We start from the raw sequence: 24,349 nt of genomic DNA, 5'->3' as shown, positions 1-24,349 counted from the left end.
GGCGAGGGAGGGTGGAGGGACCGCGAGAGCCGAGGGAGGAGAACGACATGGCGGTCCGGACCACGGTACGTCCCGCGCCGGAGGACGTGTTCCCGATCCACCCCGCATACGGCTACCGCATGCGGCGGCAGCGGCATCCGGTGGGCGTACGCGGCGGGCCGCGACGCGCGCCTGGGGGCCCCTGGTTGGACGACACCGCACGGCATCAGGTACGCGCCCGCTACGAGCTGCGGGACCGGCAACTGGCCCGGGCCCTGGTGGCCGCCGTCAGCCAACCCGGTGACTCGACGGAGAACCTGATCGGCCAGCTGGAGCAGCGGATGGACGCGCTGGTGCACCGCGCCGGGTTCGCCCGCTCCATCAACGAGGCTCGCGACCTGGTCGCGCACAACACGTTCACGGTCGACGGCGGCAAGGTCAACCGGGCCTCGTACCTGGTCCGCCCGGGGCAGACCATCCAGGTCCGGCCGGACCGGCAGAGCCGCGCCCCGGTCGCCGTGGCGATGGCCGACCAGGCCGCGGGCGACAGCCCGCCCTTCCTGGATGTCCGGGCGGACCGTGGCACCGCGACGCTGACCCGGGAGCCGCAGCGCCAGGAGGTGCCGGCGCTGCGGGACGTCCCGCTCGCCGTCCAGACCATCGAAGGGGGCCCGCTGTGAGCATCCTGCCGACCGACCGGCGCGTGTCCAACTACCAGCAGCAGAGTGGCCGTCCGCGGCTCACGCCCCGGCAGCGCCGGCGGGTGGAGCACAAGGAGGCGAAGTTGCAGCGGCTGACCGGGCAGCGCCCGCAGGCGCGCGGGCCCGGCCGCTGAGCCGACGGCACACGGTGGCGGTCGCCCGGAACGGCGGCTGCCACCGCCGTGTCAGGGCCGCTCGGGCTCCGGTGCGGTGATCGCCCACCGTTCGTGGTCCCGCCAGGCGCCATCGATGAAGAGGTAGTCGGGCGACAAGCCCTCCAGCCGGAAGCCGAGGCGGCGGGCCAGCCGCTTCGACGGCTCGTTGCCGGGCTGGATGTTCGCCTCCAGCCGGTGCAGTCCGAGCGCGGTGAAGGCGTGCGCGATGACCAGGCGGATCCCGGCCGAGGCGTGCCCGGTGCCGGCGTACGGCAGGAAGGCGGCGTAACCCAGGTAGCCGCCGCGCAGCGCGCCCATGACGATGCCGCTGATGGTGGCGTATCCGGCGATCTCCCGGGTGGCCTGGTCGCAGAACAGGTAGCCGGAGCTGTCCCGCCCCCGGATCTTGCGCAGGTACGCGGCGTACCGCTCGGCGTCGTCGGGGGCGGACAGCCACGGGTGGTGTAGCTCCTGGCTGCGCCGGGCGGCGGCGATGAACTCGGCCTCGTCGGCGGGCCGCGGTCGCCGGATGCCCACCCGACCGTCGGTACGCAGGTATCTCACGGGGCCTCACTCTCGGCCACCGGCCGGTCCGCTGTCCAATCGGGGTCGCCCGCCGGATCGTGATCGCCTAGCGTGGGGCCGGACGACGGGAGGTCTCGGATGGCGAAGGTTCTGTTCGACACGGTGCTGGTTTCCGCTTCGCCGCTGGGGACCATGGTGTCCTGACCCGAGCCGCCGACGGCGCCCGCCGCCCGGCCCACCCGGCGCACCCCGCCGGACCGTCGACCCCACCACGCCCTCCCCCGGGTTCCCGGGTCGATCCCTCGACACCACCCCTCGCCGCGAAGCGATCAGGCGACCCGCCCTCGCGGGTCCCCCGTCCTGGCGTGCGTACGCCACCACATCGCTTCCGAGGGAGATCCTCGTGTTTCCGGACAATCCGTCCGGGCACCCCGTCGTGCCCGGACCGAATACCCCTCTCCGGTGGCCGGCATGACGCTCGCCGTTCCCACCGGCCGGCTCGGCCGCGACTTCCGCCGCCTCTGGACCGCCACCGCCGTCTCCAACCTGGGCGATGGCGTCACCCTGGTCGCCGGCCCGCTCTTGGTCGCCTCGCTCACCCCGGACCCGGCCGCGGTGGCCGCCGCGGCCCTCGCCCCGCAACTGCCCTGGCTGCTGTTCGCCCTGGTCAGCGGGGCGCTCGTGGACCGGCTGGACCGGCGCCGGCTGATCATCGGGGTCAACGTCGGCCGGGGCCTGGTCCTCGCTGCCCTGGCCGGGGCGGTGCTCGCCGGGGTGGCCACCGTGCCACTGATCTGCCTGGCCTTCTTCCTCGCCGGCGTCGGGGAGACCCTGGCCGACACCGCCGCCGGGGCGCTGCTGCCGTCGGTGGTCCCGCCCGAGCGGCTGGAGCAGGCCAACAGCCGCCTCTTCGCCACCTTCGTGATCGGTAACCAGTTCGCCGCGAAGCCGCTCGGGGCGTACCTCTTCGTGGTCGCGGCGGCGCTGCCGTTCGGCTTCGACGCGGCCACCTTCGGGCTGGCCGCGCTGCTGCTGGCCCTGCTGCGCTGGCGGCCGGTCCCACCCGCGGCGACCGCGGACGCCGGCCCGAAGCGCTCGCTGCGGGCGGACATCGCCGCCGGACTACGCGCCCTGTGGGCCGTACCGGTGCTGCGGACCCTCGCCGGCTGCATCGCGGTGATGAACGTGGCGTTCTGCGCGGCGTTCGCCGCGTTCGTGCTGTATGCCCGGCAGCGGCTCGGCCTCACCGAGGTCGGCTACGGCCTGCTGCTGACCGCCTCCGCGCTCGGCGGGCTCGCCGGGAGCACCCTGGCGACCCGGCTGCGGGCCCGGTTCGGCACCCCCACGCTGCTGCGCACCGGGCTGCTGATGGAGATCGGGCTCCAGGTCGTGCTGGCGACCACCCGGCAGCCCTGGGTGGCCGGGGCGGCCCTCGCCGTCTGGGGCGTGCACGCGATGGTGTGGGGCGTGCTCGTGGTGTCGCTGCGGCAGCGGCTCGTGCCGGACCGGCTGCGCGGCCGGGTGAACAGCGTCTACTCGCTCGCCGATCTCGGCGGGGCCGCCGTCGGCACGGTGACCGGCGGGCTCGTCGCCCAGGTGACGGGAAGTCTCCTGGCGCCGTTCTGGCTCGCCGCCGGCGCGCTCGCGGTGCTCACCGCGCTGGCCTGGCGACGACTCGCGGACACGGCCGGCTGAACCGCCGGTGGGGAGGCCGGCCGGCCTCCCCACCGGCGACCGGGTCAGTGAGCGCTGTCGCGGGCCTACAGCGGGCCGGGGTGGGGCTGGTCGAGCGGCATCGGCAGCTCGAGGACGGTGGCCCCGCGCAGGTCCAGCCAGGCGCGGTCGGGCGCGCGGACCAGCCGCAGCATCACCTGCTCGCAGACCGGGCAGCGGCCGACCAGGCCGGGGGCGTGGGAGAAGACGTGCAGCCCGGCCATCGGGCCGGCCGTGCCGCAGTGCGCGCACCGGCCGGTGGCGGTGCTGAGGTCCACCGCGAAGATCTCCCGCAGCGGCCCGTCCAGCATGTTGCCGTCCAGGTAGGACATGTCGGTCATGCGCCCTCCTCGATCACCCGGTCGGTCCGAAGCGTTCGGTCTTCACCCGCCGGGTCGGGTGGCCCAGGCCCACCAGCAGGTCCGCCACGGTCTCCACGAAGCCGGTGGGACCGCAGACGTAGCAGAGCGGGTCCAGGTCGGGCGGCCAGCCGTGGGTGTTGACGTCGGCCAGGTTGATCCGGTGCGGTTCGCCCCGCCAGTCCTCCGGCGCCTGGCGGGTGTACACGTACGCGACGTCCAGGCCCTGGTCCTCGCGGACGCGGCGGCGCAGTTCGTCGGCGTAGAAGACGTCGGTGGGGCTGCGGACCGAGTAGATCAGCCGGAACGGCGCCCGGCTGCCGGCGGCGCGGCGGGCCCGGAGCATGGCCATCAGCGGCACCACGCCGGAGCCGCCGGCCACCAGCAGCACCGGTGCGGTCTCCTCGGTACGCCAGACGAACCAGCCGCCGACCGGCCCGCGTACCTCCACCGGGTCGCCCGCGGCCCACACGTCGATCAGGTACGGCGACACCTCCCCGTCGGGCACCCGCTGCACGGTCAACGCGATCCGGCCGGCGTCGGCCGGCTCCGCGAGCGAGTACGACCGGGCCGCCTGGTAGCCGTCGGCGGCGGTGAGCCGGACGTCGACGTGCTGCCCCGGCAGGTGCCCCGGCCAGCCGGGCACGTCCAGGACCAGGGTCTGCGCGGTCGGCGTCTCGATCCGGCGCTCGGCCAGGCGGGCCACCCGCCAGGTCAGCGGCGCGGCGACCCGGTTGCCGGCCGGGGGCGCGGACACCTCAGTCGCCCTGGTAGCGCTGCTCGCGCCACGGGTCGCCGTAGTCGTGGTAGCCCGCGGTCTCCCAGAAACCGGGCTGGTCGTCGACGAGCAGCCGGATGCCCCGCACCCACTTCGCCGACTTCCAGAAGTAGAGGTGCGGCACGAGCAGCCGGGCCGGGCCGCCGTGCTCGGCCGGGAGCCGGCCACCCTCGTACGTGTGCGCCACCCAGGCCCGCCCGCCGCGCAGGTCGTCCAGCGGCAGGTTCGTGGTGTACCCGCCGTACGAGTGGGCCAGCGCGTACCGCGCTTCGGTGTCGATGCCCTCGAGCAGGGTGTCCAGCGAGACGGCCTGCCAGTTGGTGCCGAGCTTGGACCAGCGGGTGACGCAGTGGATGTCCACCGTCGGCGTCTCCTGCGGCAGGCCCATCAGCTCGGACCAGGACCAGCGGAACTCGGCCCCGGTCTCGGTGCTGACGACGAACTCCCAGGTGTCCAGCGGCACCTTCGGCGTCGGGCCGGCGGAGAGCACCGGCCAGTCCTCGGTGAGGTACTGCCCCGGCGGCAGGGCCGGCTCGGCCGTGCGGGGCCGGCCCTGGAAGCCCGGCGACACGATTCCCACCCGTCAGTCGTACCACCCGAGGGGTGGGCCGGGCGTGGGGTTCGGCCGGACCGGCCGCGGTGGGTGTCCACCGCGGCGGCCCCGTCCGGCGGGTTCAGTGCCGCTCGGCGACGACCTCCGCGTCGCCCGCTTCCCGGTTCCGGGTGGCGCGCAGGCTGGTCAGGGTGACCACCGCGAGGACGCCGATGATCACGCCGAGCGAGGCGAGCGTGGGGATCTGCGGCACCCCCGGCCAGACGCCGTGCGCCCAGTGCAGGCCGAGCTTGACGCCGATGAAGGCGAGGATGACGGCCAGGCCGTAGCTGAGGTGCACCAGACGGCTCAGCGCCGCGTGCAGCACGAAGTAGAGCGCGCGCAGGCCGAGCAGGGCGAACGCGTTGGTGGCGAAGACCAGGTAGGGGTCCTCGGTGATGCCATAGACGGCGGGCACCGAGTCGACGGCGAAGACCACGTCGGTGGCGAGCACCGCGACCACCACGAGGGCGAGCGGGGTGAGCGCGCGGCGGCCGTTCTGCCGCACGGTCATCCTGGTGCCCTGGTATTCCTCGACCACCGGCATGACCTTGCGGAGGAGCTTCACCGACCGCATCTTGTTGATGTCGACTTCCTGCTCGTGCCCGGAGAGCGCGTCGCGGAGCAGCTTGACCGCGGTGGCGATCAGGATGATCGCGAAGAGCAGGAAGGCGAAGTCGAGGTTCTGCAGGGCGGCGGCGCCGAGGGCGATGAAGACCGCGCGCAGCACCAAGGCACCCGCGATGCCGTAGAGCAGGACCCGCTGGGCCAGCACCGTGGGCACCGCGAACGCCGCCAGCAGCAGCATGAAGACGAAGAGGTTGTCGACCGAGAGCGACTTCTCCACCAGGTAGCCGGTCAGGTACTGGACGCCCAGCTCCGAGCCGTACCGGGACCAGACCCAGGCGCCGAAGGCCAGCGGCAGGGCGACGTAGAAGGCCGACCAGCCGAGGGCCTCCTTGAGCGACACCTCGTGCGGGCGGCGGGTGACCAGGAAGTCGAGCACCAGCAGGGCGAGCACGCCGGCGATGGTCACCGCCCACAGGGTGGGGGTGCCGACCGTCGACAGCTCAGCCGCGGACAGGTACGACAATTCGGTCATGGAATCTCCTCGAACACCGTGTCATGTTCGAGGTCTCCTTCACCCACCCTTCGTGGGCAACCACCCGAGGCGTGCCGGGCACGCCGTACTGACCGGAATGGTTCGTGGGAAGTACTCCCCTCGCGCGCTCCAGGTTAGGGCAACCTCAACTCGCGCGCCAAGTCCCCGGCCGCACCCGCTGGCCAGATGATTGCCCTGGTCAACCGCTGTACGCGGCGGCGACCATGGTGTGCGGCGCAGCCGAGCCCTATGGTGACGCGATGACTGACGACGCCCCGGTCGGGCCGCTCGCCGGCGTACGGGTGATCGAGCTGGCCGGCATCGGGCCCGGCCCGTTCGCCGCGATGATGCTGGCCGACCTCGGCGCGGACGTGGTCCGCGTCGACCGCACCGCCCCGGACGGGTTCGGTGGCATGTCCGGCGACCTGCTCACCCGCAACCGCCGCTCGCTCGCCGTCGACCTCAAGTCCGCCGAGGGGCGGGAGGTGGTGCTGGCGCTGGTGGCCGGGGCGGACGCGCTGCTCGAGGGTTTCCGGCCCGGGGTCACCGAGCGGCTCGGCCTCGGCCCCGACGACTGCCTCGCCGTCAACCCCCGGCTGGTGTACGGGCGGATGACCGGCTGGGGCCAGGACGGACCGCTCGCCCACACCGCCGGCCACGACATCGACTACCTGGCGCTGACCGGCGCGCTGCACGGCATCGGCCGTGCCGGCGAGCGCCCGGTGCCGCCGATGAACCTGCTCGGCGACTTCGGCGGCGGCGGGATGATGCTGGCCCTCGGCGTCGTCGCCGCCCTGTACGCGGTCCGGGCCGGCGCACCCGGCCAGGTCGTCGACGCGGCCATCGTGGACGGCGTGTCGGTGCTGGCCACCCAGATCCACGCGCTGCGCGCGGCCGGCAGGTGGCAGGACCGGCGCGGGGTGAACCTGCTCGACGGCGGCGCCCCCTTCTACGACACGTACGAGTGCGCCGACGGGCGGTACCTCGCGGTGGGCCCGCTGGAACCGCGGTTCTACGACGAGCTGGTCCGGCGCACCGGTTTCCCGCTGGCCGGCGACGAGGCCCTGGACCGGACCGACCCGGCCAACTGGCCCGCGCTGCGTACGGCGTGGGCACGCCTGTTCCGCACCCGGACCCGGGACGAGTGGACGGAGCTGCTCGCCGGATCCGACGCCTGCGTCGCGCCGGTGCTGGACTGGACGGAGGCGCCGGAGCACCCGCACCTGGCGGCCCGGGGCGTCTTCGTCGACCACGACGGGATCACCCAACCGGCGCCCGCGCCACGCTTCTCGGCGACGCCCACGGCCGTACGCCGGCCGCCCCCGCGGCCCGGCGAGCACACCGACGAACTGCTCGCCGAGGCCGGCTTCGACCCCGACCGGATCGCCGCCCTGCGCGCCGCCGGCCGGGTCGCCTGACCGCAACCGGGGGCGGCGCCGCAGCGGGCGGCCTCGTCAGCCCTCCGGCGCGCCGGCACGGCCGCTCAGGGCGGCCGAGCGGCGTGGCTCACCTGCGGCGCGCGCTGGCCGGCGCGAGTGCCGGTTCCACGATGTCCCGGAAATCGCGGGGCAACTGCACCACCACGTCGTTGAACTCCCCGCCGGTGATCGCCTCGCGCAGGGTGGTGAACACGGCCCGAATGGTGTCCCGCGCGGCGTTCTCGTCGATGTCGGCCCGTCGGGCGACCCGGGCGACGAACTCGGCCGCCCCGAACCGTTCGGCCGCCTCGGCACTCGGGTGGGGCTTGAGCATCCGCTGGAGCCCCTTCGGCAGCTGCGCGGCGAGATCCAGCAATTCGCCGCCGGTCAACCGTTCGGCCAGGGTCTCCAACGTGGCCCGGGCCAGCTCCGCCGCCCGCTCCTCGGACGTCCCGGTACGCCGGGCGACCTGGTCGACGAAGGTGAGGTATTGCATCGGTGGTGCCCCCTTCGGTCTGCGGATCGGCCGCCTACCCGCCACCGGGGCGCGGAAACGACGGGATTTTCCGCCCGTCCCGTGCGTGACCGGCGGCCCGGCGGGTAACCGCCGCCGGTCGTGACCGCAACCGAGGCGCGAGGAGCCCGACTCATGGCGAGTTACACCGACGTCCTGGACTACCTGTCGGCGCTGGACTATCCGGCCGGCAAGGACGACGTCATCCGGGAGGCCGAACGGGAGGGCGCGCCGCCGGACGTGTTGCAGGCGCTGCGGGCGCTGCCGCCGGTGGACTACGCCAACGGCAATGAGGTGGCCCGCTCGGCGGGCATCGACGCCGCCCCCGAGGTCGACCGGTCGCAGCGCGCGGCGCAGGCCCGGGACAAGCACAACCGGGTCTCGCAGCACGTACGCGGCATCTGACACCGCCGGTGCGGAGCCCGGGCCGCGGCGTCCCGGACGGGCACACCCCGGCCCGGGTCCAGCTCGCCGTGATGGGGCTGGTCGGGGTCGTCTGCGGTGGACTGTTCGGGGTGCTGGCCTCACCGGCACTCGGCCCGCTGGTGGGCTGGGACGCCGCCGCGCTGGCCTGGCTGGCCCTGGTCTGGGGCCGGCTGTGGCGACTGGACGCCGCCCGGACGGCGCGGCTGGCCGTGAGCGAGGATCCGAATCGGGCGGTCCGGGACGTGCTCCTGCTGGTCGCCTGCATGGCCAGCCTGGTCGGGGTCGGGGTGGTGCTGACCAAGACGCACGCCGCCCAGCCCGGCCTTCCGCTGGACGCCAACGCCGGGTTGGGCGTACTCAGCGTGGTGGTCTCCTGGTTCGTGGTGCACACCTTGTTCGCCGCCCGGTACGCCCGGCTGTACTACAGCGGCACGCCGGGCGGGGTGAACTTCCACCAACCCGAACCGCCCTGCTACGCGGACTTCGCCTACCTGGCGTTCACGGTGGGGGCCACGTTCCAGGTCTCGGACACCGACCTGTCCGGCACCGAGATGCGGCGGACCGTGCTCGCCCACACGCTGCTTGCGTACCTCTTCGGATCCGTCATCATCGCGGCCACCGTCAACCTGGTGGCGAGCCTGGCGCGATAAGCCCGGACAGGCGGGCGCCCCGGGTCACGAACCGCGACCTGGGGCGCCACGCAGCACCTGTCCTTGGTGGTCCGCGCCCCGAACCGGGTCGCGACCATCAAGCGGTGGATCTTCGCCCGAACCGGGCGGGCATCGCTGCCACGATCATCATACAATGCAACATCAGCCGAACGGGTGACTATCGCGAAACTGTGTCGCGCCGCACGTCCCGATCAGCTCGTCAGCTCCGCGTACCGCTTCTCCAGGTCCACTCGGGCCAGTGCACCCACCAGCCAGGCCAGTCGCTCCGACTCACCGCTGCCGGCCAGCCCGGCCAGGTCGTCGGCGGAGCGGCCGAGCCCCAGCCGGCGGGCCGCGACCAGGGCCCGCTTGTCGGCCACCGGCGCCACCTCGCGCCACACCGCCTGGGCCTCGCGCAGGAACAACTCGATCACGTCGTCGTCCACACCGGGCAGGTCGCGGAGCAACCGCCGTTCCCGGGCCGGATCCTGATGCGCCGCGGTCCGCAACCGGCGCAGGTCGCCCCGGTAACGGTCCACCACGGCACGGGCCAGGTCACCGAGCACGGTGGCCAACTGATCCACATCGCCGCGCTGGCCCGCCTCGCGCAGCACCCGTACCCGGTCGGCGTGCAACGACCGGGCCAGCCGGGCGGCGCTGTCCCATCCGCTGTCCCGGAGCGCCACCGCACTGTCGACAGCCTTGCGGTAGTCGCCGCGGCGGGCCAGCAGAACGGACAGGTAGAGCACCTGGAACAGGGAGGACGGGTTGTTGATGACCCGGAACCCGTACCGCTCGGCGAACCCCCGGCCGTCCCCGGCGAGCCGGCGGACGAGCCGCTTCTTGTCCTCGATGCTGGAAATCACACTGGTCGGCATACCCGGGTCTACCCGCGCCGGAGCCAGGCATTCAGCCGAACACACTGCCGCTGCGGTCCCGCGCCTTCAGTCGCGTGGTGGGCAGCGCCGGAGCCGGCAGCGGGGGCGCCGGATCGTCGGCGACGGCGCCGAACCGGCGGCCCGCCATCCAGTCCTCCCGGGCAGCGGCGACCTCCTCGTGTGAGCGGCCCACAAAGTTCCACCACATGACCAGCGGCTCCTCGAACGGCGTACCGCCGAGCAGCAGCAGCCGGCTGCCCGGGGCGGCGCGCAGGGTCAGCACGGCCCGACCGGAGCCCAGGTAGAGCAGCGCCCCCGGCGCGAACGGCACCCCGTCCACCTCCGCGGAGCCGGACATCGCCAGCAGGCCGTACTCGAAGTCACGGCGCAGCGGCAAGGTCGCCGGCGCCGGCCCGCGGACCTCGAACTGCGCGCCCACCAGCGGGGTGTGCACCACGGCCGGCGAACGCTCGCCGCCCACCTCGCCGACCAGCAGGGTCACGTCGAGGTCGCCGTCGCGCCAGCGGGGCAGCTCCGCATGGTGGGCGAAGTCCGCCGCGCCGGCCCGCGCCGGATCCGGCAGCGCCACCCAGAGCTGGACGCCGTGCATGACCGGGGGGTGCGCCGCCGGTGACCGCTCCGAGTGGGCGATGCCGTGACCGGAGGTCATCACATTGAGCTGCCCCGGACGGATCGGCTGGACGTTGCCCAGACTGTCCCGGTGCAGGATTTCTCCGTCGACCAGCCAGGTGACGGTCTGCAACCCGGTGTGCGGATGCGGCGGCACCTCCATGCCCGGCCGCTCGGCGACGTCATCCGGTCCGAAGTGGTCGACGAAGCACCAGGCGCCCACCATCCGCCGCTGCCGCTGCGGCAGCAGCCGCCGCACCGTGGTGTAGCGGCCCAGCGGCACGTCGTGCCCGGGCAGCAGCACGCTGCCCGGGTCGGTGGGCGCCGCGCCAGGTGGGACGGTCTGCGCCGGCAGCGATTCGGTACGGTCCACCGCCCGACTCTACGCGCAGCTCGCCGCGGCGGTCACCGTGTTCACACCCTCCGCCGGGCCGACGCGGAGCGGGTGCACGGGCTGGCGATCAGCGCGCCCGGCGACCCGCCGGCCCGGTCCGCGTCGGCGTGGGCGCCGCCTGCCCCGCCGCCGGTCGGCGGGGGGCGGACGTGCTTTCGGCGGACGCCGGTGTGCTGTCGCGGGTGCGCTGGATCAGTACGACGCAGGCCAGCACGACCAGCGCCGCGCCGATCGAGGCCGGGGTGACGGTCTCGGCCAGCAGCAGCGCGGACCAGAGCAGGGTGAGTACCGGCTGGGCGAGCTGGAGCTGGCCGACCTGGGCGATGCCACCTCGGGCCAGGCCCGCGTACCAGGCGAAGAAGCCCAGGAACATGGAGATCGCGGTGAGATAGCCGAACGCCGACCAGGCGGCGGCGTCGGCGTGCGGGGGATTCGCCACGGCGGCGACGAGCGTGATGACCAGGGTGACGGGCAGCGAGAGCAGCAGCGCCCAGCAGATCGTCCGGGCACCGCCGAGTTCCCGGGCGAGCGAGCCGCCCTCGGCGTAGCCCAGCCCGCACAGGACGACCGCCGCGAGCAGGAACAGGTCGGCGGTCGACAGCGCGCCGTGCACCGCCCCGCTGGTCATCAGGAAGGCGAGCACCGCGACCAGCCCGCCGCCGCTGGCGACCCAGAACAGCAGCGGTGGGCGCTCGCCGGCCCGCAGTACCGCGAACACGGCGGTCATGGCGGGCAGCACGGTGATGACGACCGCACCGTGCGCGGCGGTCTGGGTGGTCAGTGCCAGCGAGGTGAACAGCGGGAAGCCGACGACGACGCCGACGGCCACGATCGACAGCCGCCGCCACTGGCGGCGGGTGGGCCGCGGCGCGCCGGTGAAATGCAGATACGCCCAGGCCAGTAGCGCCGCCCCGACGGCCCGACCGAAGGCCACGAACCACGGGTCGAGGTGCCCCACGGCGACGCGGGTGGCGGGCAGCGACATGCTGAAGGCGAGCACGCCCAGCGCGCCGAGGGTCAGGCCGATGAACCGTTCCGCCGTTACCGTGGCGGCCACAGTAGCGCTACTCTTCCGCTTCATGGACAACGGTAACGCAGCGGATCGCGTTATCCAAGATCTGCGCGCGCTCACGGCCGCCGCGGCCGCCGGCACACGGCTGCCCTCGGTGCGCGAGTTGACCGCCCGGCACCAGGCCTCGCCGGTCACCGTCGCCGAGGCGGTCCGACAACTGGTGGCGCAAGGGCTGATCGAGACGCGACCGGGGAAGGGCACCTTCGTGGCCGCCCGGCCGGACGAGCGCCGCGCACCTGACCTGTCCTGGCAGACGGTGGCGCTCGGCGCGCGCAGACCGGGCGAGGAGGAGATGCAGGCGTTACTGGCGTTACCGCGGCCGGGAGCGATTCCGCTGTCCGGCGGCTACCTGGACGCCGATCTGCAGCCGGCCGCGGCGCTCGGCGCCGCGCTCGCCCGCGCCGCCCGGCAGCCCGCGGCCTGGCAGCGCGGACCGGCCGAGGGACGCGCGGACCTGCGCGCCTGGTTCGCCCGCGAGGCCGGGACCGGGCTGCACGCCGACGACATGGTGATCTGCCCGGGCGGGCAGGCGGCGCTGTCGTCGGCGTTGCGCGCGCTCGCCGCGCCCGGCGACACCCTGCTCGTCGAGTCTCCGACGTACCTGGGGGCGCTGGCCACGGCCCGGGCCGCCGGGCTGCGGGTGGTGCCGGTGCCCGCCGACGCCGACGGCGTACGCCCGGACCAGCTCGCCGCCGCGTTCGCCCGCACCGGCGCGCGACTGTTCTACTGCCAACCGCTACACGCCAACCCGACCGGTGCGAGCCTGGCAGCTCACCGCCGAGCCGGGGTCGCCGACGCCGTCCGAGACGCCGGCGCGTTCCTGATCGAGGACGACTACGCCCGCGACCTCAGCATCGACGGAGAGGGCCCACCACCGCTGGCCGCCGACGACCCCGACGGGCATGTTGTCTACCTGCGCTCACTGACCAAGTCCGCCGCTCCCGGGCTGCGGGTCGCCGCGATCGGTGCCCGCGGCCCGGCCGGTGCCCGGCTGCGCTCAGCCCGGTTGCTCGACGACTTCTTCGTGGCCGGTCCGCTGCAGCAGGCCACGCTGGAGTTCGTCACCGCCCCGTCCTGGCCCCGGCACCGCCGCACCCTGCGCACCGCGCTGCGGGCGCGGCGCGAGGCGCTGCTGACGGCGCTACGCCGGCACCTGCCGCAGCTCGCCCCAGCGATGATCCCCCGTGGCGGCCTGCACCTGTGGGTCCGCCTGCCCGACGGCACCGACGACGTCGCGCTGGCCGCCGCGGCTGCCACCGAAGGCGTCATCGTCTTCCCCGGCCGCCCGTGGTACGCGGCCGAACCCCCGGCGCCGCACCTGCGCCTGACCTACGCCGCGGCCCCGCCCGATCTCATGGACGAGGCCGTCCACCGCCTCGCTCGCGCCGCCGAAGCCGTCACCGACGCGCGCCGGCCACGAGGTCAGCCGGCCGAGCCGCCCGCACCAGCCGGCCGATTCACCAACCCGCGGTGAGAATGAGGGTGCCACCGGCAGGTCAGCTCGGTGTCCCCGGTGCCGTTGGCGCCGTCCAGCCAGTCACGGGAGGCTCGCGCGGCGTCCCAGATCAACTCGTCCACGGGACCAGTGAACCGGACGATGGTGATTATCGTATCCGGGGGCGGTCGGCGCGAGGCCGATCCGGTGGGGGCGACGGGGGCAGCCCGGGACCGGAAGGGACGTGTCGGGTGATGCCGGAAACCATCGAGACGGTGTTCGCGGACGTGGTCAACCGCAACCCGGGTGAACCCGAGTTCCACCAGGCGGTACGGGAGGTGCTGGAGAGCATCGGCCCGGCCCTGGCCCGCCACCCCGAGTACGCGCACGCACGGATCATCGAGCGGATCTGTGAGCCGGAACGGCAGGTCATCTTCCGGGTGCCATGGGAGGACGACCGCGGCCGGATCCGGGTGAACCGCGGCTTCCGGGTGGAGTTCAACAGCGCACTGGGCCCGTTCAAGGGCGGGCTGCGCTTCCACCCGTCGGTCTACCTGGGCATCGTCAAGTTCCTCGGCTTCGAGCAGATCTTCAAGAACGCGCTGACCGGCCTGCCGATCGGAGGTGGCAAGGGCGGCGCGGACTTCGACCCGAAGGGCTGCTCGGACCGGGAGGTGATGCGCTTCTGCCAGAGCTTCATGACCGAGCTGTACCGGCACATCGGCGCGCAGACCGACGTGCCGGCCGGCGACATCGGCGTCGGCGGCCGGGAGATCGGCTACCTGTTCGGCCAGTACAAGCGGATCACCAACCGATACGAGTCGGGGGTCCTCACCGGCAAGGGCCTGTCGTACGGGGGCGCGCAGGTGCGCCGGGAGGCGACCGGGTACGGGGCGGTCTTCTTCGCCGAGGAGATGCTGAAGCAGGCCGGGGACAGCCTGGAAGGCAAGCGGGTGGTGGTCTCCGGCTCGGGCAACGTGGCGATCTACGCCATCGAGAAGGTGCACCAGCTCGGCGGCCGGGTGGTGGCCTGCTCCGACTCGCACGGGTACGTGCTGGACGAGCAGGGCATCGACCTGGAGTTGCTGCGGGAGCTGAAGGAGGAGCGCCGGGTCCGACTCGACAACTACGTCAAGCACGTGCCGGACGCGGTGGCGGTCACCGGTCGTACCGTCTGGGAGGTGCCCTGCGACCTGGCGCTGCCGTGCGCGACGCAGAACGAGATCGGCGGCGCGGAGGCCGCCGCGCTGGTGGCCGGCGGCTGCATCGCGGTGGTGGAGGGGGCGAACATGCCCACCACACCGGAGGCCGTGCGGATCCTGGGCCGGGCGGGGGTGAAGTTCGCCCCGGGCAAGGCGGCCAACGCGGGCGGCGTGGCGGTGAGCGCACTGGAGATGCAACAGAACGCCAGCCGCGACTCGTGGACGTTCGTCCAGTCGGAGCAGCGGCTGCGGGAGACCATGCGGGACATCCACGCCCGCTGCTGGGCCACCGCGCAGGAGTACGGCCTGCCGGGTGACTACGTGGCCGGCGCGAACATCAACGGTTTCCGGCGGGTGGCGGAGGCGATGCTCGCGCACGGCCTGGTGTGAGCGACCACTGCGGGCGGCCGGGCGACCGTGGTGGAGGCGCATCCGTCACGGTCGCCCGGCACCCACCGGCGAGTCAGGAGAGGGGGCGCAGCCCCGCCTCGAAGGCGCCGCGCATGCCCACGTACCCGTTGATCCGCTTCTCGGTCTCGGCATAGTGCGCCCGCTGCCCGGCGGACACCGCCGGGTCCTTGGCCGCGCCGACCAGGTCGACTACCCGAGCCGCCGGGTGGTACTCCATCCAGGTCGGCAGCACGCTCACATTGGTGACCTCCCAGCCGCCGGAATTGGTGCGGGTGAAGGTGAACTCGGGCACCACGGCGTCCTGGGTGTTCTCCGGGGAGCCGTCATCGAACCGGGCGGTCAGGTTGCCCATCCCGTAGGCGACCCACTTCCGGCCGATCTTCTCGAACGGCTGTACCACGTGGGCGTGGTGTCCGATGATCAAATCGACGTCGGGCGAGGCGAGCAACTCCTGGGCGAGGTCCAGCTGGTCGTCGTTCGGCGCGTTCTGGTACTCGGTCCCCCAGTGCATGGAGAGGATGACGATCTCCGCGCCCGCCGCCCGCGCCCGGTGCGCCGCCGCGAGGATGGCGTCCCGGTCGATGAGGTTCGCCGCCCACGGCCTGCCCGCCGGCAGTGGGATGTCGTTGAAGCTCAGCGCGTACGACAGCTGGGCGACCTTCACGCCCGCCACGTCGAGGATGTTTGTCCGGGCCGCTTCCTCGGCGCTGCGGGCTGTGCCGGCGTGCCGCAGCCCGACCCGGTCAAGGTTGTTCAGGGTCCGGGTGATGCCTTCCATGCCCGTGTCCAGCGAGTGGTTGGATGCCGTGGAGCAGGTGTCGAATCCGGCCCAGGCCGCCGCGTCGGCCAACTCCGGCGGGACGCTGAAGGCCGGCCATCCGGTGAACGGGCCCTGCGGATCCGCCAGCGGCGTCTCCATGTGACAGATGGCGAGGTCGGCAGCGCTCACCCGGGGACGAATCGCGCCGAGCACCCGGGTGAAGTCGTGCCCGGTACGGCCCGCCGCCTGCGCGTCGGTGGCGGCCTGCTCGGTGAGCGGCGGGTGCACCAGCAGATCACCGGCGGCCACCACGGTGAGCTGGTTCTTCGGCGCCGGGGCCGGTGCCACGGCGCGTGGGGCGGTGGACGGTCCCGGACTCACTCGCGCCGATTCGGTACAGGCCCCCACCAGCAACGCCAGCATGGCCGCAAGGCCCAGCTTCACCCTCATCGGAATTGCGGCGTGGAAACCCGGCCGTTTACGGCCGGGAGGAAACGCCGCCCCCTCCCCTTCGGTGACCGTCTTACATGGACGGTTGGTAGGGTGGGGGCGTGGGTGAGGTGGTGAAGCGGGCTTACAAGTACCGCTTTTATCCGTCTCCTGAGCAGGCCGAACAGATAAACCGGACGTTCGGGTGCGTACGTCTGGTGTACAACCGGGCGTTGGAAGCCCGCACTCGGGCGTGGGCGGTGGACCGCCAGCGCACCACGTATGTGCAGTCGTCGAGGTGGCTGACCGGGTGGAAGCGCACCGATGACCTGGCGTTTCTGAACGAGGTCAGTTCGGTGCCGTTGCAGCAGACGTTGCGGCATCTTCAGGCGGGGTTCGTGGCGTTCTGGGACAAGCGGGCCCGGTACCCGCGGTTCAAGTCCAAGCGCAAGTCGCGGGCGTCGGCCGAATACACGCGCTCGGCATTCCGGTGGCGCGACGGTCAGCTCACTCTGGCGAAGATGAACACCCCGCTGAATATCGTGTGGTCGCGGCCGCTGCCCGAGGGGGCGGAGCCCTCCACGGTCACGGTGTCCCGGGACGCCGCTGGCCGCTGGTTCGTGTCCCTGCTGGTGGAGGACCCGACGGTGAAGCCGCTGCCGCCCGTCGCGGTCGAGGTGGGTGTGGACGCGGGCATCACCAGCCTGCTCACCCTGTCCCACCCGATGCCCGGGGTGAGCGACGAGCAGGGCAAGGTGGCCAACCCGCGTTACGGGCAGGCCGACCGGCGCAAGCTGACCAAGGCGCAGCGCGACCTGTCCCGCAAGGAGAAAGGCTCCGCGAACCGGGCGAAGGCCCGGCTCAGAGTGGCCCGGATTCATGCCCGTATCGCCGACCGGCGGCGCGACCACCTGCACAAGCTGACCACTCGACTCGTCCGTGAGACCCAAACGGTCGCGATCGAAGACCTCAGCGTGCGTAACATGCTCCGCAACCGCCGCCTGGCCCGCGTCATCTCCGACGCGGCCTGGGGCCAGTTCCGCAGCATGCTGGAGTACAAAGCCCAGTGGTACGGGCGTAAGGTCATCCCCGTCGACCGGTGGTACCCGTCGTCCAAGACCTGCTCGGAGTGCGGACAGGTCAACACCACCCTCGCACTCAATATCCGCACTTGGACATGCCCAGGCTGCACAGCTGAGCACGACCGGGACATCAACGCTGCACGCAACATCCTCGCCGCCGGGCTGGCGGAGAGGTAAAACGCCTGCGGAGCTGATGTAAGACCTCAAGGGAAACCTCCCGGAAAGGCAGTCGGCAATGAAACAGGAAACCTCACGGGCAACCGTGAGAACCCCGGCCCCTTCAAGGCCGGGAGATGTCAACTCCGGAAGTCTTCTCAGCTCCGGTCCGCTAGGAGGGACGAACACGAAAGGATCCCTCTCAAGAGGGAGGGCCCATTCGGATTGCCGCGTGGTTGTCAGCTGTTCCAGTGCTGGGCGACTAGGTCAGCGGCCTGCTGCTCCCACTGGGCGTACGCGTCCGGGTACGCCGACACCTGCACCGTCTGCGCAGCCTCGGTCAGCGGTATGTCCTGCCACCACCCCGATCGGCGGCAGCAAACCTCGGGTGATCCACTCCATGTCGCGTAAACGGCGCCGCCATCCGGCAACCACCAATGCCGCCGCATACCGCACACCGAGTCGATCAACGTCTAGCCGGCCGTCGAGCCACCACTTTCCGGGAAAGTGGCCCTCCGACCGCCGAAAGACCACACTTTCCTCGAAAGTACAGCCCCGAGCAGAGGCACCCGCAGCGAGGCGTGCCTCCGGGGCCAGCGCACACCCCGTACCCGATGCGCGGACCACGCAGGCCCGCACAGCCGGGCGGCGCGCAAGCACGACGCGGGTGTGGCCCGCCGTGACAGGCGCAGGGATCAAGCCTGACCGCCCGGAGCCGGGCACGGCGGGCCACACCCAGCAGCGACCGGAGACGGCGCCGGGCCGCACCCCCATCCGCGACCGAACAAGCGGCGGGCCATGCCCAGCAGCGGCGACAGGCGAGACGGGACCCGCGAGCTACCGGTCGTCGCTCTCCTCGGGCACGTACCAGCCGCCCCGGTACAGGGTCCCGCGAGGCGGCTCGACCGGGACCGACCGGGACCGTCGCGCCCGGCGTACCCGGCTGAACACGAACCAGCCGACCGCGCCCACGCAGACCACGATGACGACGTTCTGCAGCGTCCCGACGTACGTCTCGACCACGTGCCAGTTCTCGCCGAGCAGGTAGCCGGCCAGTACGAAGACGCTGTTCCAGATCAGGCTGCCCAGCGTGGTGTAGAGCAGGAAGATCGGCACGGGCATCCGTTCGACGCCGGCCGGGATGGAGATGAGGCTGCGGAAGATCGGAATCATCCGGCCGAAGAAGACCGCCTTGACGCCGTGCCGGAGGAACCACGCCTCGGTACGGTCGACGTCCTCCAGCTTGACCAGCGGCAGCCGGGCCACGATGGCGCGCATCCGGTCCCGGCCGAGGGCGGCGCCGATCCGGTAGAGGGCGAGCGCACCCAGCACCGAGCCGAGGGTGGTCCAGAGGATCGCCCCGGGCAGGCTCATCCGGCCCTGGCTGGCGGTGAACCCGGCGAGCGGGAGGATCACCTCGCTGGGGATGGGCGGGAAGAGGTTCTCCAGTGCCACGGCGAGACCGGCGCCGGGGCCGCCGAGCCGTTCGACCAGGCCGGTGACCCAGCCGACGGGCCCGTCACCGGCCGGCTCCGCGGCCCTCGGGGCGTTGACACGGGGGCCGAGCAGGAGCTGTGCGTTTCCGATCATCCGACTACGTTACGGTCCGCCGCGGCCGGCGACCACGAAACCGTCGCCGGCCGGCTGCGGAGGGCCAGAGCGTCACCCGCGAGGCCGGCCACCCGCAGGCGCGGACCAGGCGACACTCCACTGAGCACGGGCGATCGTGTCGGACCGGTGACCTACGGTGAGCCGGTGGGGCCGCCGGCCTCGGAGAGGAGAGGGCCGATGACGCGCGCACCCGTCGAGGGCACCATCCGGTCCGCCGACGGCACCACCATCGCGTACGAACGCAGCGGCTCCGGGCCGACCGTGGTCATGGTGGACGCCGCCGGCGGATTCCGTGAGATGGGGCCGATGCGTCCCCTGGCGGCCCGGCTGGCCGACGGTTCACCGTGGTCTGCTATGACCCGCGGGGCCGGGGCGGCAGCTCCGACACCACGCCCTACCACGTGAACCGCGAGGTCGACGACCTGCGGGCGCTGGTCGAGGAGATCGGCGCTCCGGCGTGCCTGTTCGGCTTCTCGTCCGGGGCGGTGCTGGCGCTGGTCGCGGCCGCGCGAGGGCTGCCGGTGGACCGGCTGGCGCTGCTCGAGCCCCCGCTGGATCTCACCAGCGCCCCGACCGGCGAGCCGGGGCTGGCCGCGGAGATCGCCGAGCTGGTGGCGGCGGGCCGCCGGGGCGACGCCGTGGCGCACTTCCACGCGAGCATCGGCGTGCCGGCCGAGATGACCGAGGGCATGCGGGAGAGCCCTTGGTGGCCGGCGCTGGAGCGGCTGGCCCACACCCTGGTCTACGACCTGGCGATCGTCGACGCGCTACCGGCGGACGAGCTGGCCCGGGTCACCGTGCCGACCCTGGTGGTCGACAGCGAGCAGAGCGACGCGCGGCTGCGCGAGTGGGCCGCCGGCGTCGTGGCGGCGCTGCCGCACGGCCACCGGCGCAGCATGCGCGGGGACTGGCACCAGGTGCCCGACGCCGACCTGGCACCCGTGTTGGCGGACTTCTTCGCCGGCCGCGCCGACCTGGCCGGGTCGGCGCGGCGCACGCAGAGCGGACAGGTGACAGCCGACGCGGGGCGGTAACGCAGACGGCCTGGCCCAGGAGGAACAGCATCGCCGGCCGCCAGCCCGAGGCCGGCGACGGGGTGACCCGGCGCGGTCGGCCGGCTCAGCCGTCGTCCTGGCTGCCGCCGCGCACCTGCGCGTACGTGTCGAGCAGGTCCTGGAGGTCGGCGGCGGTCCGCTTATCGAGCTTGTCGTCTTCGACCGCCTTGTCGATGCGTTCGCGCAGGTCATCGAGGCGGTCGGCGCGGTCCTTCGGCTTGCCCCGGTCCAGCTCCCGGGCCTTCTTGAGCAGGTCTTCGGCCGTCTTCCGATCGATGTCGCGGCTGGCCACCGCCTGGGCGACCAGCTCGCCGAACCGCGCGGCGAGCTCACGGAGGGTGGCCGGCGCCGGCTGGGTGGTGGCCGGCTCGGTGGCGGCCGGTTCCGGCGGGCTGGACGACTCCGGCGTCGGTTCCTCGGTGGGCGTGGTGATGCTCGGCCCGGCGGCGGGCTGGTTGCCGGAGTTGCGGTCGAGCAGCAACGCGCCGACCAGGCCGAGCAGGAGCACCAGCCCGGCCGCGAGCAGCATCCCGATGGGCCGGTTCGACCGGCCGGGCGGGCGCGACGGCGGCGGCGGGGCCGGGCGGGCCGGCGCGGCCGCGCGGTCGATGAGGGTCGGCGGGTGCTCGGCCCGGACGACGGTGGGCAGGATCGCGGTCGGCGGGTCGGCCGGCTGGCCGGCGCCGAAGCGGGTGGCGAGCTGGGCGGCGGTGGGCCGGTGGGCCGGGTCGACGGAGAGGCAGGCCAGGGTGAGGTCGGCGACGTCGGCCGGCAGCCCCGGTACGTGCGGCGGCGGCACCGGGGGTCGCCGGGCCTGCACGTCGAGCACGTCGTCCCAGGTCTGCACGGGCAGCGGGGCCCGCCCGGTGAGGGTGCGGTAGAGCAGCGCGCCGAGGGCGTACACGTCGCTGGCGGGGTTCGCCGGGCCGGGCGTCATCCGCTCCGGGGCGAAGTACGCGGGGGTGCCCATCATCAGCTCGCCGGTCTGGCCGGCGAGGGGGTGGCGCGGACCGGCGAGCGTGGCGATGCCGAAGTCGAGCACCTTCGCGCCGGTCTCGGTGAGCATCACGTTGCCGGGCTTGATGTCGCGGTGCACCACGCCGATCCGGTGCGCGGCGGCCAGGGCGGCGGCCACCTGACCGGCCAGCCGGACCGCCTCCGGCCAGGCGAGCGGCCCGCCGGCCAGCCGGTCGGCGAGGGTCCGTCCCTCCACCAGCTCCATGACCAGGTACGGCACCACCGAACCGTCCGGCAGGGTCGCCTCGCCGTAGTCGTAGACCTGGGTGACGTGCGGGTGGGTGAGGCGGGCCGCGGCGCGCGCCTCGCGCTGGATGGTGGCCCGCAGCTGCGGGTCGGCGGCGAGTTCCGTGGCGAGGGCTTTGACCGCGACGGGGCGGTGCAGCACCTCGTCGTCGGCGTGCCACACCTCGGACATCCCGCCGAGCCCGATGCGCTCGCGCAGGACGTACCGATCGTGGAGCCGCAGCGTGGGTGTGAACGGCGACATGATGGTCCAGTCTGCCTGGCGATCCGCGCGCCCCACCAACCCGGTGCCCGGTTCCGCCCTGAGCAGGCACGGGTGGGCGGAAACGGGGGTCGCCCGGGTGGCGTCGGCACCCGGACGAGCCGTCGAGGTCAGGGCGTGCAGGACGGCATGGAGGCCGGGTGGGGTTCCATCCGGTCGGCGAGCCGGCGCAGGGCGCCGGCGACGGCCAGCCGGGTGGGGGCCAGGCGGGGCGCGTGCGGCCGGTCGGGGCGGACCGGCGCGTCGGGCCGGGCCGAGTTGACGTGCCGGGTCACCGCGTCGACGGCGAGGACGAAACCGGTGGACTGTTCCATGGTCAGCTCCTGGTGACGGGACGGGTGGAGGTTCGGATGACGGGTTCGGTGGGGAGCAGTACGTGTCCCGCGGCCGGGTCGGCCGGCGGGGCCAGCAGCAGCGCGGCGGCGAGTCGCCCCTTCTCCTCGGCCGGTTGGCGCACGGTGGTGAGCCCGGCGGTGGCGGCCTCGGCGATGTCGTCGAAGCCGGTGACCGAGACGGGGTGGGCCAGCCGCGGGCCGATCTCGGCGAGCGCGTCGAGTACCCCGAGGGCGAGCACGTCGGAGCAGGCCAGGACGGCGGTGGGTGGGTCGTCGCCGGCCAGGGCGGTAGCGACGGCGGCGGCCCCGGCGGCGCGGCTGTTGCTGCTGGCGTTGAGCACGGTGATCGCGGGCCAGGGCACGCCGGTGGCGGCGAACGCGTCGGCGAAGCCGGTGAGGCGGCCACGGGTCGTCGGGTGCGGCGCGTCGGACGGGTCGGCCAGGCGGAGCGGCCCGGGCGGGGCGTCGGGCAGCACGGCGTCGCCGAGGAGGGCCACCCGGCGGTGGCCGAGGGCGGCGACGTGCTCGGCGACGGACCGGGCCGCCGCGCGCTCGTCGATGCCGACGTAGCGGTCGGTCGGGCTGGCGTCGGCGCGGGATGCGGTGGTGACGTAGGGCAGTGCCCGGTCGCGGATGGCGCCCAGCACCCAGTCCTCGTCCCCGACGCAGTAGACGCAGAAGCCGTCGACGGCGGCGTTCTCGACGGCGGCCCGGACCCGGGTGTGCTCGGCCGGCAGCGGGACGAGCAGCAGGCTGATGCCATGCTGTTCGACCGCCTCGCTGACTCCGGCGAGGAAGCGCACGGCGAACGGGTCGGTGAAGGCGTATGACAGCTGGGAGGTGAAGAGGACGCCGATCGCGCCGACGAACCCGCGGCGCAGCGATCGGGCGGTCGGGTTGGGGCCGGGGTACCCGAGGCGCTGCGCGGCGTCGAGGATCTTCGCCCGCAGTGCGGTGGAGAGCTGGTCGGGGCGGCTGTAGGCGTTGGACACGGTGCTGCGGGACACCCCGACGGCGTCCGCGACGTCCTGCAGGGTCGGTTTCACCGGACCGCCACCCCTTCTGGATCGATTCAGAACTGTATCGATCCAGAGATTACCCGCGCGGGTCGGCGCGCGTCAACGCACATCGGCGAAGTACCGGACCCCGGCCCCGGCCGGCAGCCGGATCAGGCCGAGAACTCGTCCCGGATCTCGGCGAGCAGTTCCCGGGTACGCTCCGGCGGCGCGGCCTCCACGCAGAGCCGCTCCATGGCCAGCGCGTAGTAGTCGAGATCGTCGCGCTTGTCGAGGTAGATCGCGCTGGTCAACTGTTCGATGTAGACGACGTCCGGCAGGTCCTGGTCGCCGAAGCGCAGGATGCTGAACGCGCCGCTGGCGGCGGCGTGCCCACCTGCGGCAAAGGGCACGATCTGGAGCTGGACATGCGGTTGGGCGGTCGCCGCGATCAGCGCGTCGAGCTGCGCGCGCATCACCTCGGGGCCACCGATCGGCCGGCGCAGGGCAGCCTCGTCGAGCACCGCCCAGAGCTGGGGCGGCTTGTCCCGGCGCAGCACCTCCTGGCGCTTCGTCCGCAGGCTCACCCGCCGGTCGATCTCCTCCTCGGGAGCGCCGCGGTGACCCAGCAGGATCACCGCCCGGGCGTACTCGGGGGTCTGGAGCAGACCCGGCACGAACTGCACCTCGTACGTGCGGATCAGCGCGGCGGCCGCCTCCAGCCCCAGGTAGGACTGGAACCAGCTCGGCAGCACGTCGCCGTAGCGGTGCCACCAGCCGGGGCTGTTCGCGTCCCGGGCCAGCCTGAGCAACGCCTCCCGCTCCTCGGCGGCGGTGACGCCGTAGAGGGTGAGCAGATCGGCGACGTCGCGCTCCTTGAAGCCGACCCGACCCAGCTCCATCCGGCTGATCTTCGACTCGGAGGAGCGGATCTCCCAGCCGGCGCTCTCCCGGCTCACTCCGACGCCCTCGCGCAGGCGCCGCAGCTGCGCCCCCAGCAGCATGCGCAGCACCGTCGGCCCGCTGGCCGGATCACCCGCGGGTACCGTCGTCACCTGCCCGTCCTTCGCATGCCGACTGTCGCCGACCGGACGCCCCGGCCCGGCCGACGTGTAAGCATGCCATGACCCATCAGTGAGGTGAACCCCTCCGAACGGCCGACCCGACCGGTCAGCCGGCGGCGCGGCGGGTGATCAGGTCGTCGAAGTCGCCGTCGCGGGCGCCGAGCACGAAGGCCGCGATCTCGTCCACTGTGTAGATCAGCGCGGGTCCATCGGGGTGCCGGGAGTTGCGGACGGCGATCCCGGCGCCGCCGGGCAACTCGGCCAGCTCGACGCAGTTGCCACTCGGGTTGCTCCGGCGACTCTTCTGCCAGCGCAACGGCGGCAGCTGACTGGACGGTACGCCATTCTCAGGCTGCTGCATGGGGCGTCCTTCTGTGCAAGAGCCAGCCGATGCCGCGGGGAG

27 protein-coding genes are annotated in these 24,349 nt (G+C 73.3%); 11 read left to right on the top strand and 16 right to left on the bottom strand.

The window, feature by feature from the left end; translation table 11 throughout:
• Positions 1–47 precede the first annotated feature (47 nt).
• Both rpsD and ACFYM6_RS28135 read left to right on the top strand, forming a co-directional pair.
• A complete protein-coding gene (gene rpsD, locus ACFYM6_RS28140; RefSeq protein ID WP_387280307.1) occupies positions 48–659 on the top strand; it encodes a 30S ribosomal protein S4 in 612 nt (203 codons plus the stop codon).
• Positions 656–814 (top strand): hypothetical protein, encoded by a 159-nt coding sequence (locus ACFYM6_RS28135; RefSeq protein WP_158074027.1) that lies wholly within the window; start codon positions 656–658, stop codon positions 812–814. The genes rpsD and ACFYM6_RS28135 overlap by 4 nt, the downstream gene beginning before the upstream one ends.
• Before the next feature lie 51 nt (positions 815–865).
• Here ACFYM6_RS28135 and ACFYM6_RS28130 read toward each other — a convergent pair whose 3' ends face one another.
• Complete coding sequence (locus ACFYM6_RS28130; RefSeq protein WP_387280305.1) at positions 866–1,399, bottom strand: GNAT family N-acetyltransferase; 534 nt, start codon at positions 1,397–1,399, stop codon at positions 866–868.
• A 432-nt stretch (positions 1,400–1,831) separates the two neighbouring features.
• On the opposite strand from ACFYM6_RS28130, the gene ACFYM6_RS28125 reads away from it, so the two are divergent.
• Positions 1,832–3,055, top strand: coding sequence for an MFS transporter (locus ACFYM6_RS28125; protein ID WP_387280303.1), 1,224 nt, complete (start codon positions 1,832–1,834; stop codon positions 3,053–3,055).
• Positions 3,056–3,120: 65 nt separating this feature from the next.
• Here the strand turns inward: ACFYM6_RS28125 and ACFYM6_RS28120 are convergent, their stop codons facing one another.
• The 4 genes from ACFYM6_RS28120 to ACFYM6_RS28105 form a co-directional block, all read right to left on the bottom strand.
• Positions 3,121–3,414 carry a DUF6510 family protein gene (locus ACFYM6_RS28120; protein WP_357445855.1) on the bottom strand — a complete coding sequence of 98 codons (294 nt, stop codon included), beginning with the start codon at positions 3,412–3,414 and terminating at the stop codon, positions 3,121–3,123.
• A 13-nt stretch (positions 3,415–3,427) separates the two neighbouring features.
• Positions 3,428–4,189: a ferredoxin reductase gene (locus tag ACFYM6_RS28115; RefSeq protein ID WP_387280301.1), complete on the bottom strand. Its 762-nt coding sequence runs from the start codon at positions 4,187–4,189 to the stop codon at positions 3,428–3,430.
• Position 4,190: 1 nt separating this feature from the next.
• A complete protein-coding gene (locus ACFYM6_RS28110; RefSeq protein ID WP_387280299.1) occupies positions 4,191–4,790 on the bottom strand; it encodes a sulfite oxidase-like oxidoreductase in 600 nt (199 codons plus the stop codon).
• A 94-nt stretch (positions 4,791–4,884) separates the two neighbouring features.
• Positions 4,885–5,904 carry a TerC family protein gene (locus tag ACFYM6_RS28105; protein ID WP_387280297.1) on the bottom strand — a complete coding sequence of 340 codons (1,020 nt, stop codon included), beginning with the start codon at positions 5,902–5,904 and terminating at the stop codon, positions 4,885–4,887.
• A gap of 260 nt (positions 5,905–6,164) precedes the next feature.
• On the opposite strand from ACFYM6_RS28105, the gene ACFYM6_RS28100 reads away from it, so the two are divergent.
• Entirely contained in the window at positions 6,165–7,322 is a 1,158-nt protein-coding gene (locus ACFYM6_RS28100; RefSeq protein WP_387280296.1) for a CaiB/BaiF CoA transferase family protein, read from the top strand.
• 88 nt (positions 7,323–7,410) lie between these two features.
• Here ACFYM6_RS28100 and ACFYM6_RS28095 read toward each other — a convergent pair whose 3' ends face one another.
• Complete coding sequence (locus ACFYM6_RS28095) at positions 7,411–7,818, bottom strand: DUF2267 domain-containing protein (RefSeq protein ID WP_387280294.1); 408 nt, start codon at positions 7,816–7,818, stop codon at positions 7,411–7,413.
• Between the two features lie 153 nt (positions 7,819–7,971).
• On the opposite strand from ACFYM6_RS28095, the gene ACFYM6_RS28090 reads away from it, so the two are divergent.
• Positions 7,972–8,241 carry a DUF2795 domain-containing protein gene (locus tag ACFYM6_RS28090; protein WP_357445842.1) on the top strand — a complete coding sequence of 90 codons (270 nt, stop codon included), beginning with the start codon at positions 7,972–7,974 and terminating at the stop codon, positions 8,239–8,241.
• Positions 8,242–8,249: 8 nt separating this feature from the next.
• Positions 8,250–8,912 carry a DUF1345 domain-containing protein gene (locus ACFYM6_RS28085; protein WP_387280292.1) on the top strand — a complete coding sequence of 221 codons (663 nt, stop codon included), beginning with the start codon at positions 8,250–8,252 and terminating at the stop codon, positions 8,910–8,912.
• A gap of 212 nt (positions 8,913–9,124) precedes the next feature.
• Here ACFYM6_RS28085 and ACFYM6_RS28080 read toward each other — a convergent pair whose 3' ends face one another.
• The 3 genes from ACFYM6_RS28080 to ACFYM6_RS28070 all read right to left on the bottom strand — a co-directional run bounded on the left by ACFYM6_RS28080 (position 9,125) and on the right by ACFYM6_RS28070 (position 11,895).
• A complete protein-coding gene (locus ACFYM6_RS28080; protein ID WP_387280291.1) occupies positions 9,125–9,790 on the bottom strand; it encodes a hypothetical protein in 666 nt (221 codons plus the stop codon).
• Between the two features lie 31 nt (positions 9,791–9,821).
• A complete protein-coding gene (locus tag ACFYM6_RS28075; protein WP_387280289.1) occupies positions 9,822–10,793 on the bottom strand; it encodes a pirin family protein in 972 nt (323 codons plus the stop codon).
• A gap of 88 nt (positions 10,794–10,881) precedes the next feature.
• The gene (locus ACFYM6_RS28070) at positions 10,882–11,895 is read right to left on the bottom strand and encodes a DMT family transporter (RefSeq protein ID WP_387280287.1); all 1,014 of its coding nucleotides are present in this window, start codon (positions 11,893–11,895) and stop codon (positions 10,882–10,884) included.
• On the opposite strand from ACFYM6_RS28070, the gene ACFYM6_RS28065 reads away from it, so the two are divergent.
• A complete protein-coding gene (locus ACFYM6_RS28065) occupies positions 11,894–13,360 on the top strand; it encodes a PLP-dependent aminotransferase family protein (protein WP_387280285.1) in 1,467 nt (488 codons plus the stop codon). The two genes, ACFYM6_RS28070 and ACFYM6_RS28065, sit on opposite strands and share 2 nt — an antisense overlap.
• Positions 13,361–13,575: 215 nt before the next feature.
• On the top strand, positions 13,576–14,913 hold the full coding sequence (gene gdhA, locus ACFYM6_RS28060) for an NADP-specific glutamate dehydrogenase (protein WP_387280283.1): 1,338 nt from the start codon (positions 13,576–13,578) through the stop codon (positions 14,911–14,913).
• Positions 14,914–14,986: 73 nt separating this feature from the next.
• On the opposite strand, the gene ACFYM6_RS28055 is transcribed toward gdhA, so the two are convergent.
• The gene (locus tag ACFYM6_RS28055) at positions 14,987–16,075 is read right to left on the bottom strand and encodes a CapA family protein (protein WP_387280281.1); all 1,089 of its coding nucleotides are present in this window, start codon (positions 16,073–16,075) and stop codon (positions 14,987–14,989) included.
• A gap of 170 nt (positions 16,076–16,245) precedes the next feature.
• Between ACFYM6_RS28055 and ACFYM6_RS28050 the strand changes: the two genes are divergently transcribed.
• A complete protein-coding gene (locus ACFYM6_RS28050; protein ID WP_387280279.1) occupies positions 16,246–17,382 on the top strand; it encodes an RNA-guided endonuclease InsQ/TnpB family protein in 1,137 nt (378 codons plus the stop codon).
• 816 nt (positions 17,383–18,198) lie between these two features.
• Here the strand turns inward: ACFYM6_RS28050 and ACFYM6_RS28045 are convergent.
• Positions 18,199–18,951 (bottom strand): DedA family protein, encoded by a 753-nt coding sequence (locus ACFYM6_RS28045; RefSeq protein WP_387280277.1) that lies wholly within the window; start codon positions 18,949–18,951, stop codon positions 18,199–18,201.
• Between the two features lie 198 nt (positions 18,952–19,149).
• On the opposite strand from ACFYM6_RS28045, the gene ACFYM6_RS28040 reads away from it, so the two are divergent.
• Both ACFYM6_RS28040 and ACFYM6_RS28035 read left to right on the top strand, forming a co-directional pair.
• Positions 19,150–19,377 (top strand): hypothetical protein, encoded by a 228-nt coding sequence (locus ACFYM6_RS28040; protein WP_387280275.1) that lies wholly within the window; start codon positions 19,150–19,152, stop codon positions 19,375–19,377.
• Positions 19,317–20,006: an alpha/beta fold hydrolase gene (locus ACFYM6_RS28035; protein ID WP_387280273.1), complete on the top strand. Its 690-nt coding sequence runs from the start codon at positions 19,317–19,319 to the stop codon at positions 20,004–20,006. The genes ACFYM6_RS28040 and ACFYM6_RS28035 overlap by 61 nt, the downstream gene beginning before the upstream one ends.
• 85 nt (positions 20,007–20,091) lie before the next feature.
• On the opposite strand, the gene ACFYM6_RS28030 is transcribed toward ACFYM6_RS28035, so the two are convergent.
• The 5 genes from ACFYM6_RS28030 to ACFYM6_RS28010 form a co-directional block, all read right to left on the bottom strand.
• Complete coding sequence (locus ACFYM6_RS28030; protein ID WP_387280271.1) at positions 20,092–21,534, bottom strand: serine/threonine-protein kinase; 1,443 nt, start codon at positions 21,532–21,534, stop codon at positions 20,092–20,094.
• A gap of 128 nt (positions 21,535–21,662) precedes the next feature.
• Positions 21,663–21,866, bottom strand: a complete 204-nt coding sequence (locus ACFYM6_RS28025) for a hypothetical protein (protein WP_387280269.1) — start codon at positions 21,864–21,866, stop codon at positions 21,663–21,665.
• Between the two features lie 2 nt (positions 21,867–21,868).
• The gene (locus ACFYM6_RS28020; RefSeq protein WP_387280267.1) at positions 21,869–22,933 is read right to left on the bottom strand and encodes a LacI family DNA-binding transcriptional regulator; all 1,065 of its coding nucleotides are present in this window, start codon (positions 22,931–22,933) and stop codon (positions 21,869–21,871) included.
• 122 nt (positions 22,934–23,055) lie between these two features.
• Positions 23,056–23,937, bottom strand: a complete 882-nt coding sequence (locus tag ACFYM6_RS28015; RefSeq protein ID WP_387280265.1) for a helix-turn-helix domain-containing protein — start codon at positions 23,935–23,937, stop codon at positions 23,056–23,058.
• A 115-nt stretch (positions 23,938–24,052) separates the two neighbouring features.
• Positions 24,053–24,307 carry a DUF397 domain-containing protein gene (locus ACFYM6_RS28010; RefSeq protein WP_387280263.1) on the bottom strand — a complete coding sequence of 85 codons (255 nt, stop codon included), beginning with the start codon at positions 24,305–24,307 and terminating at the stop codon, positions 24,053–24,055.
• Positions 24,308–24,349 lie beyond the last annotated feature (42 nt).

It is taken from the genome of Micromonospora sp. NPDC006431, assembly GCF_042870725.1.
GTDB lineage: Bacteria > Actinomycetota > Actinomycetes > Mycobacteriales > Micromonosporaceae > Micromonospora.
This window is presented reverse-complemented; position numbering and strand designations above follow the sequence as displayed.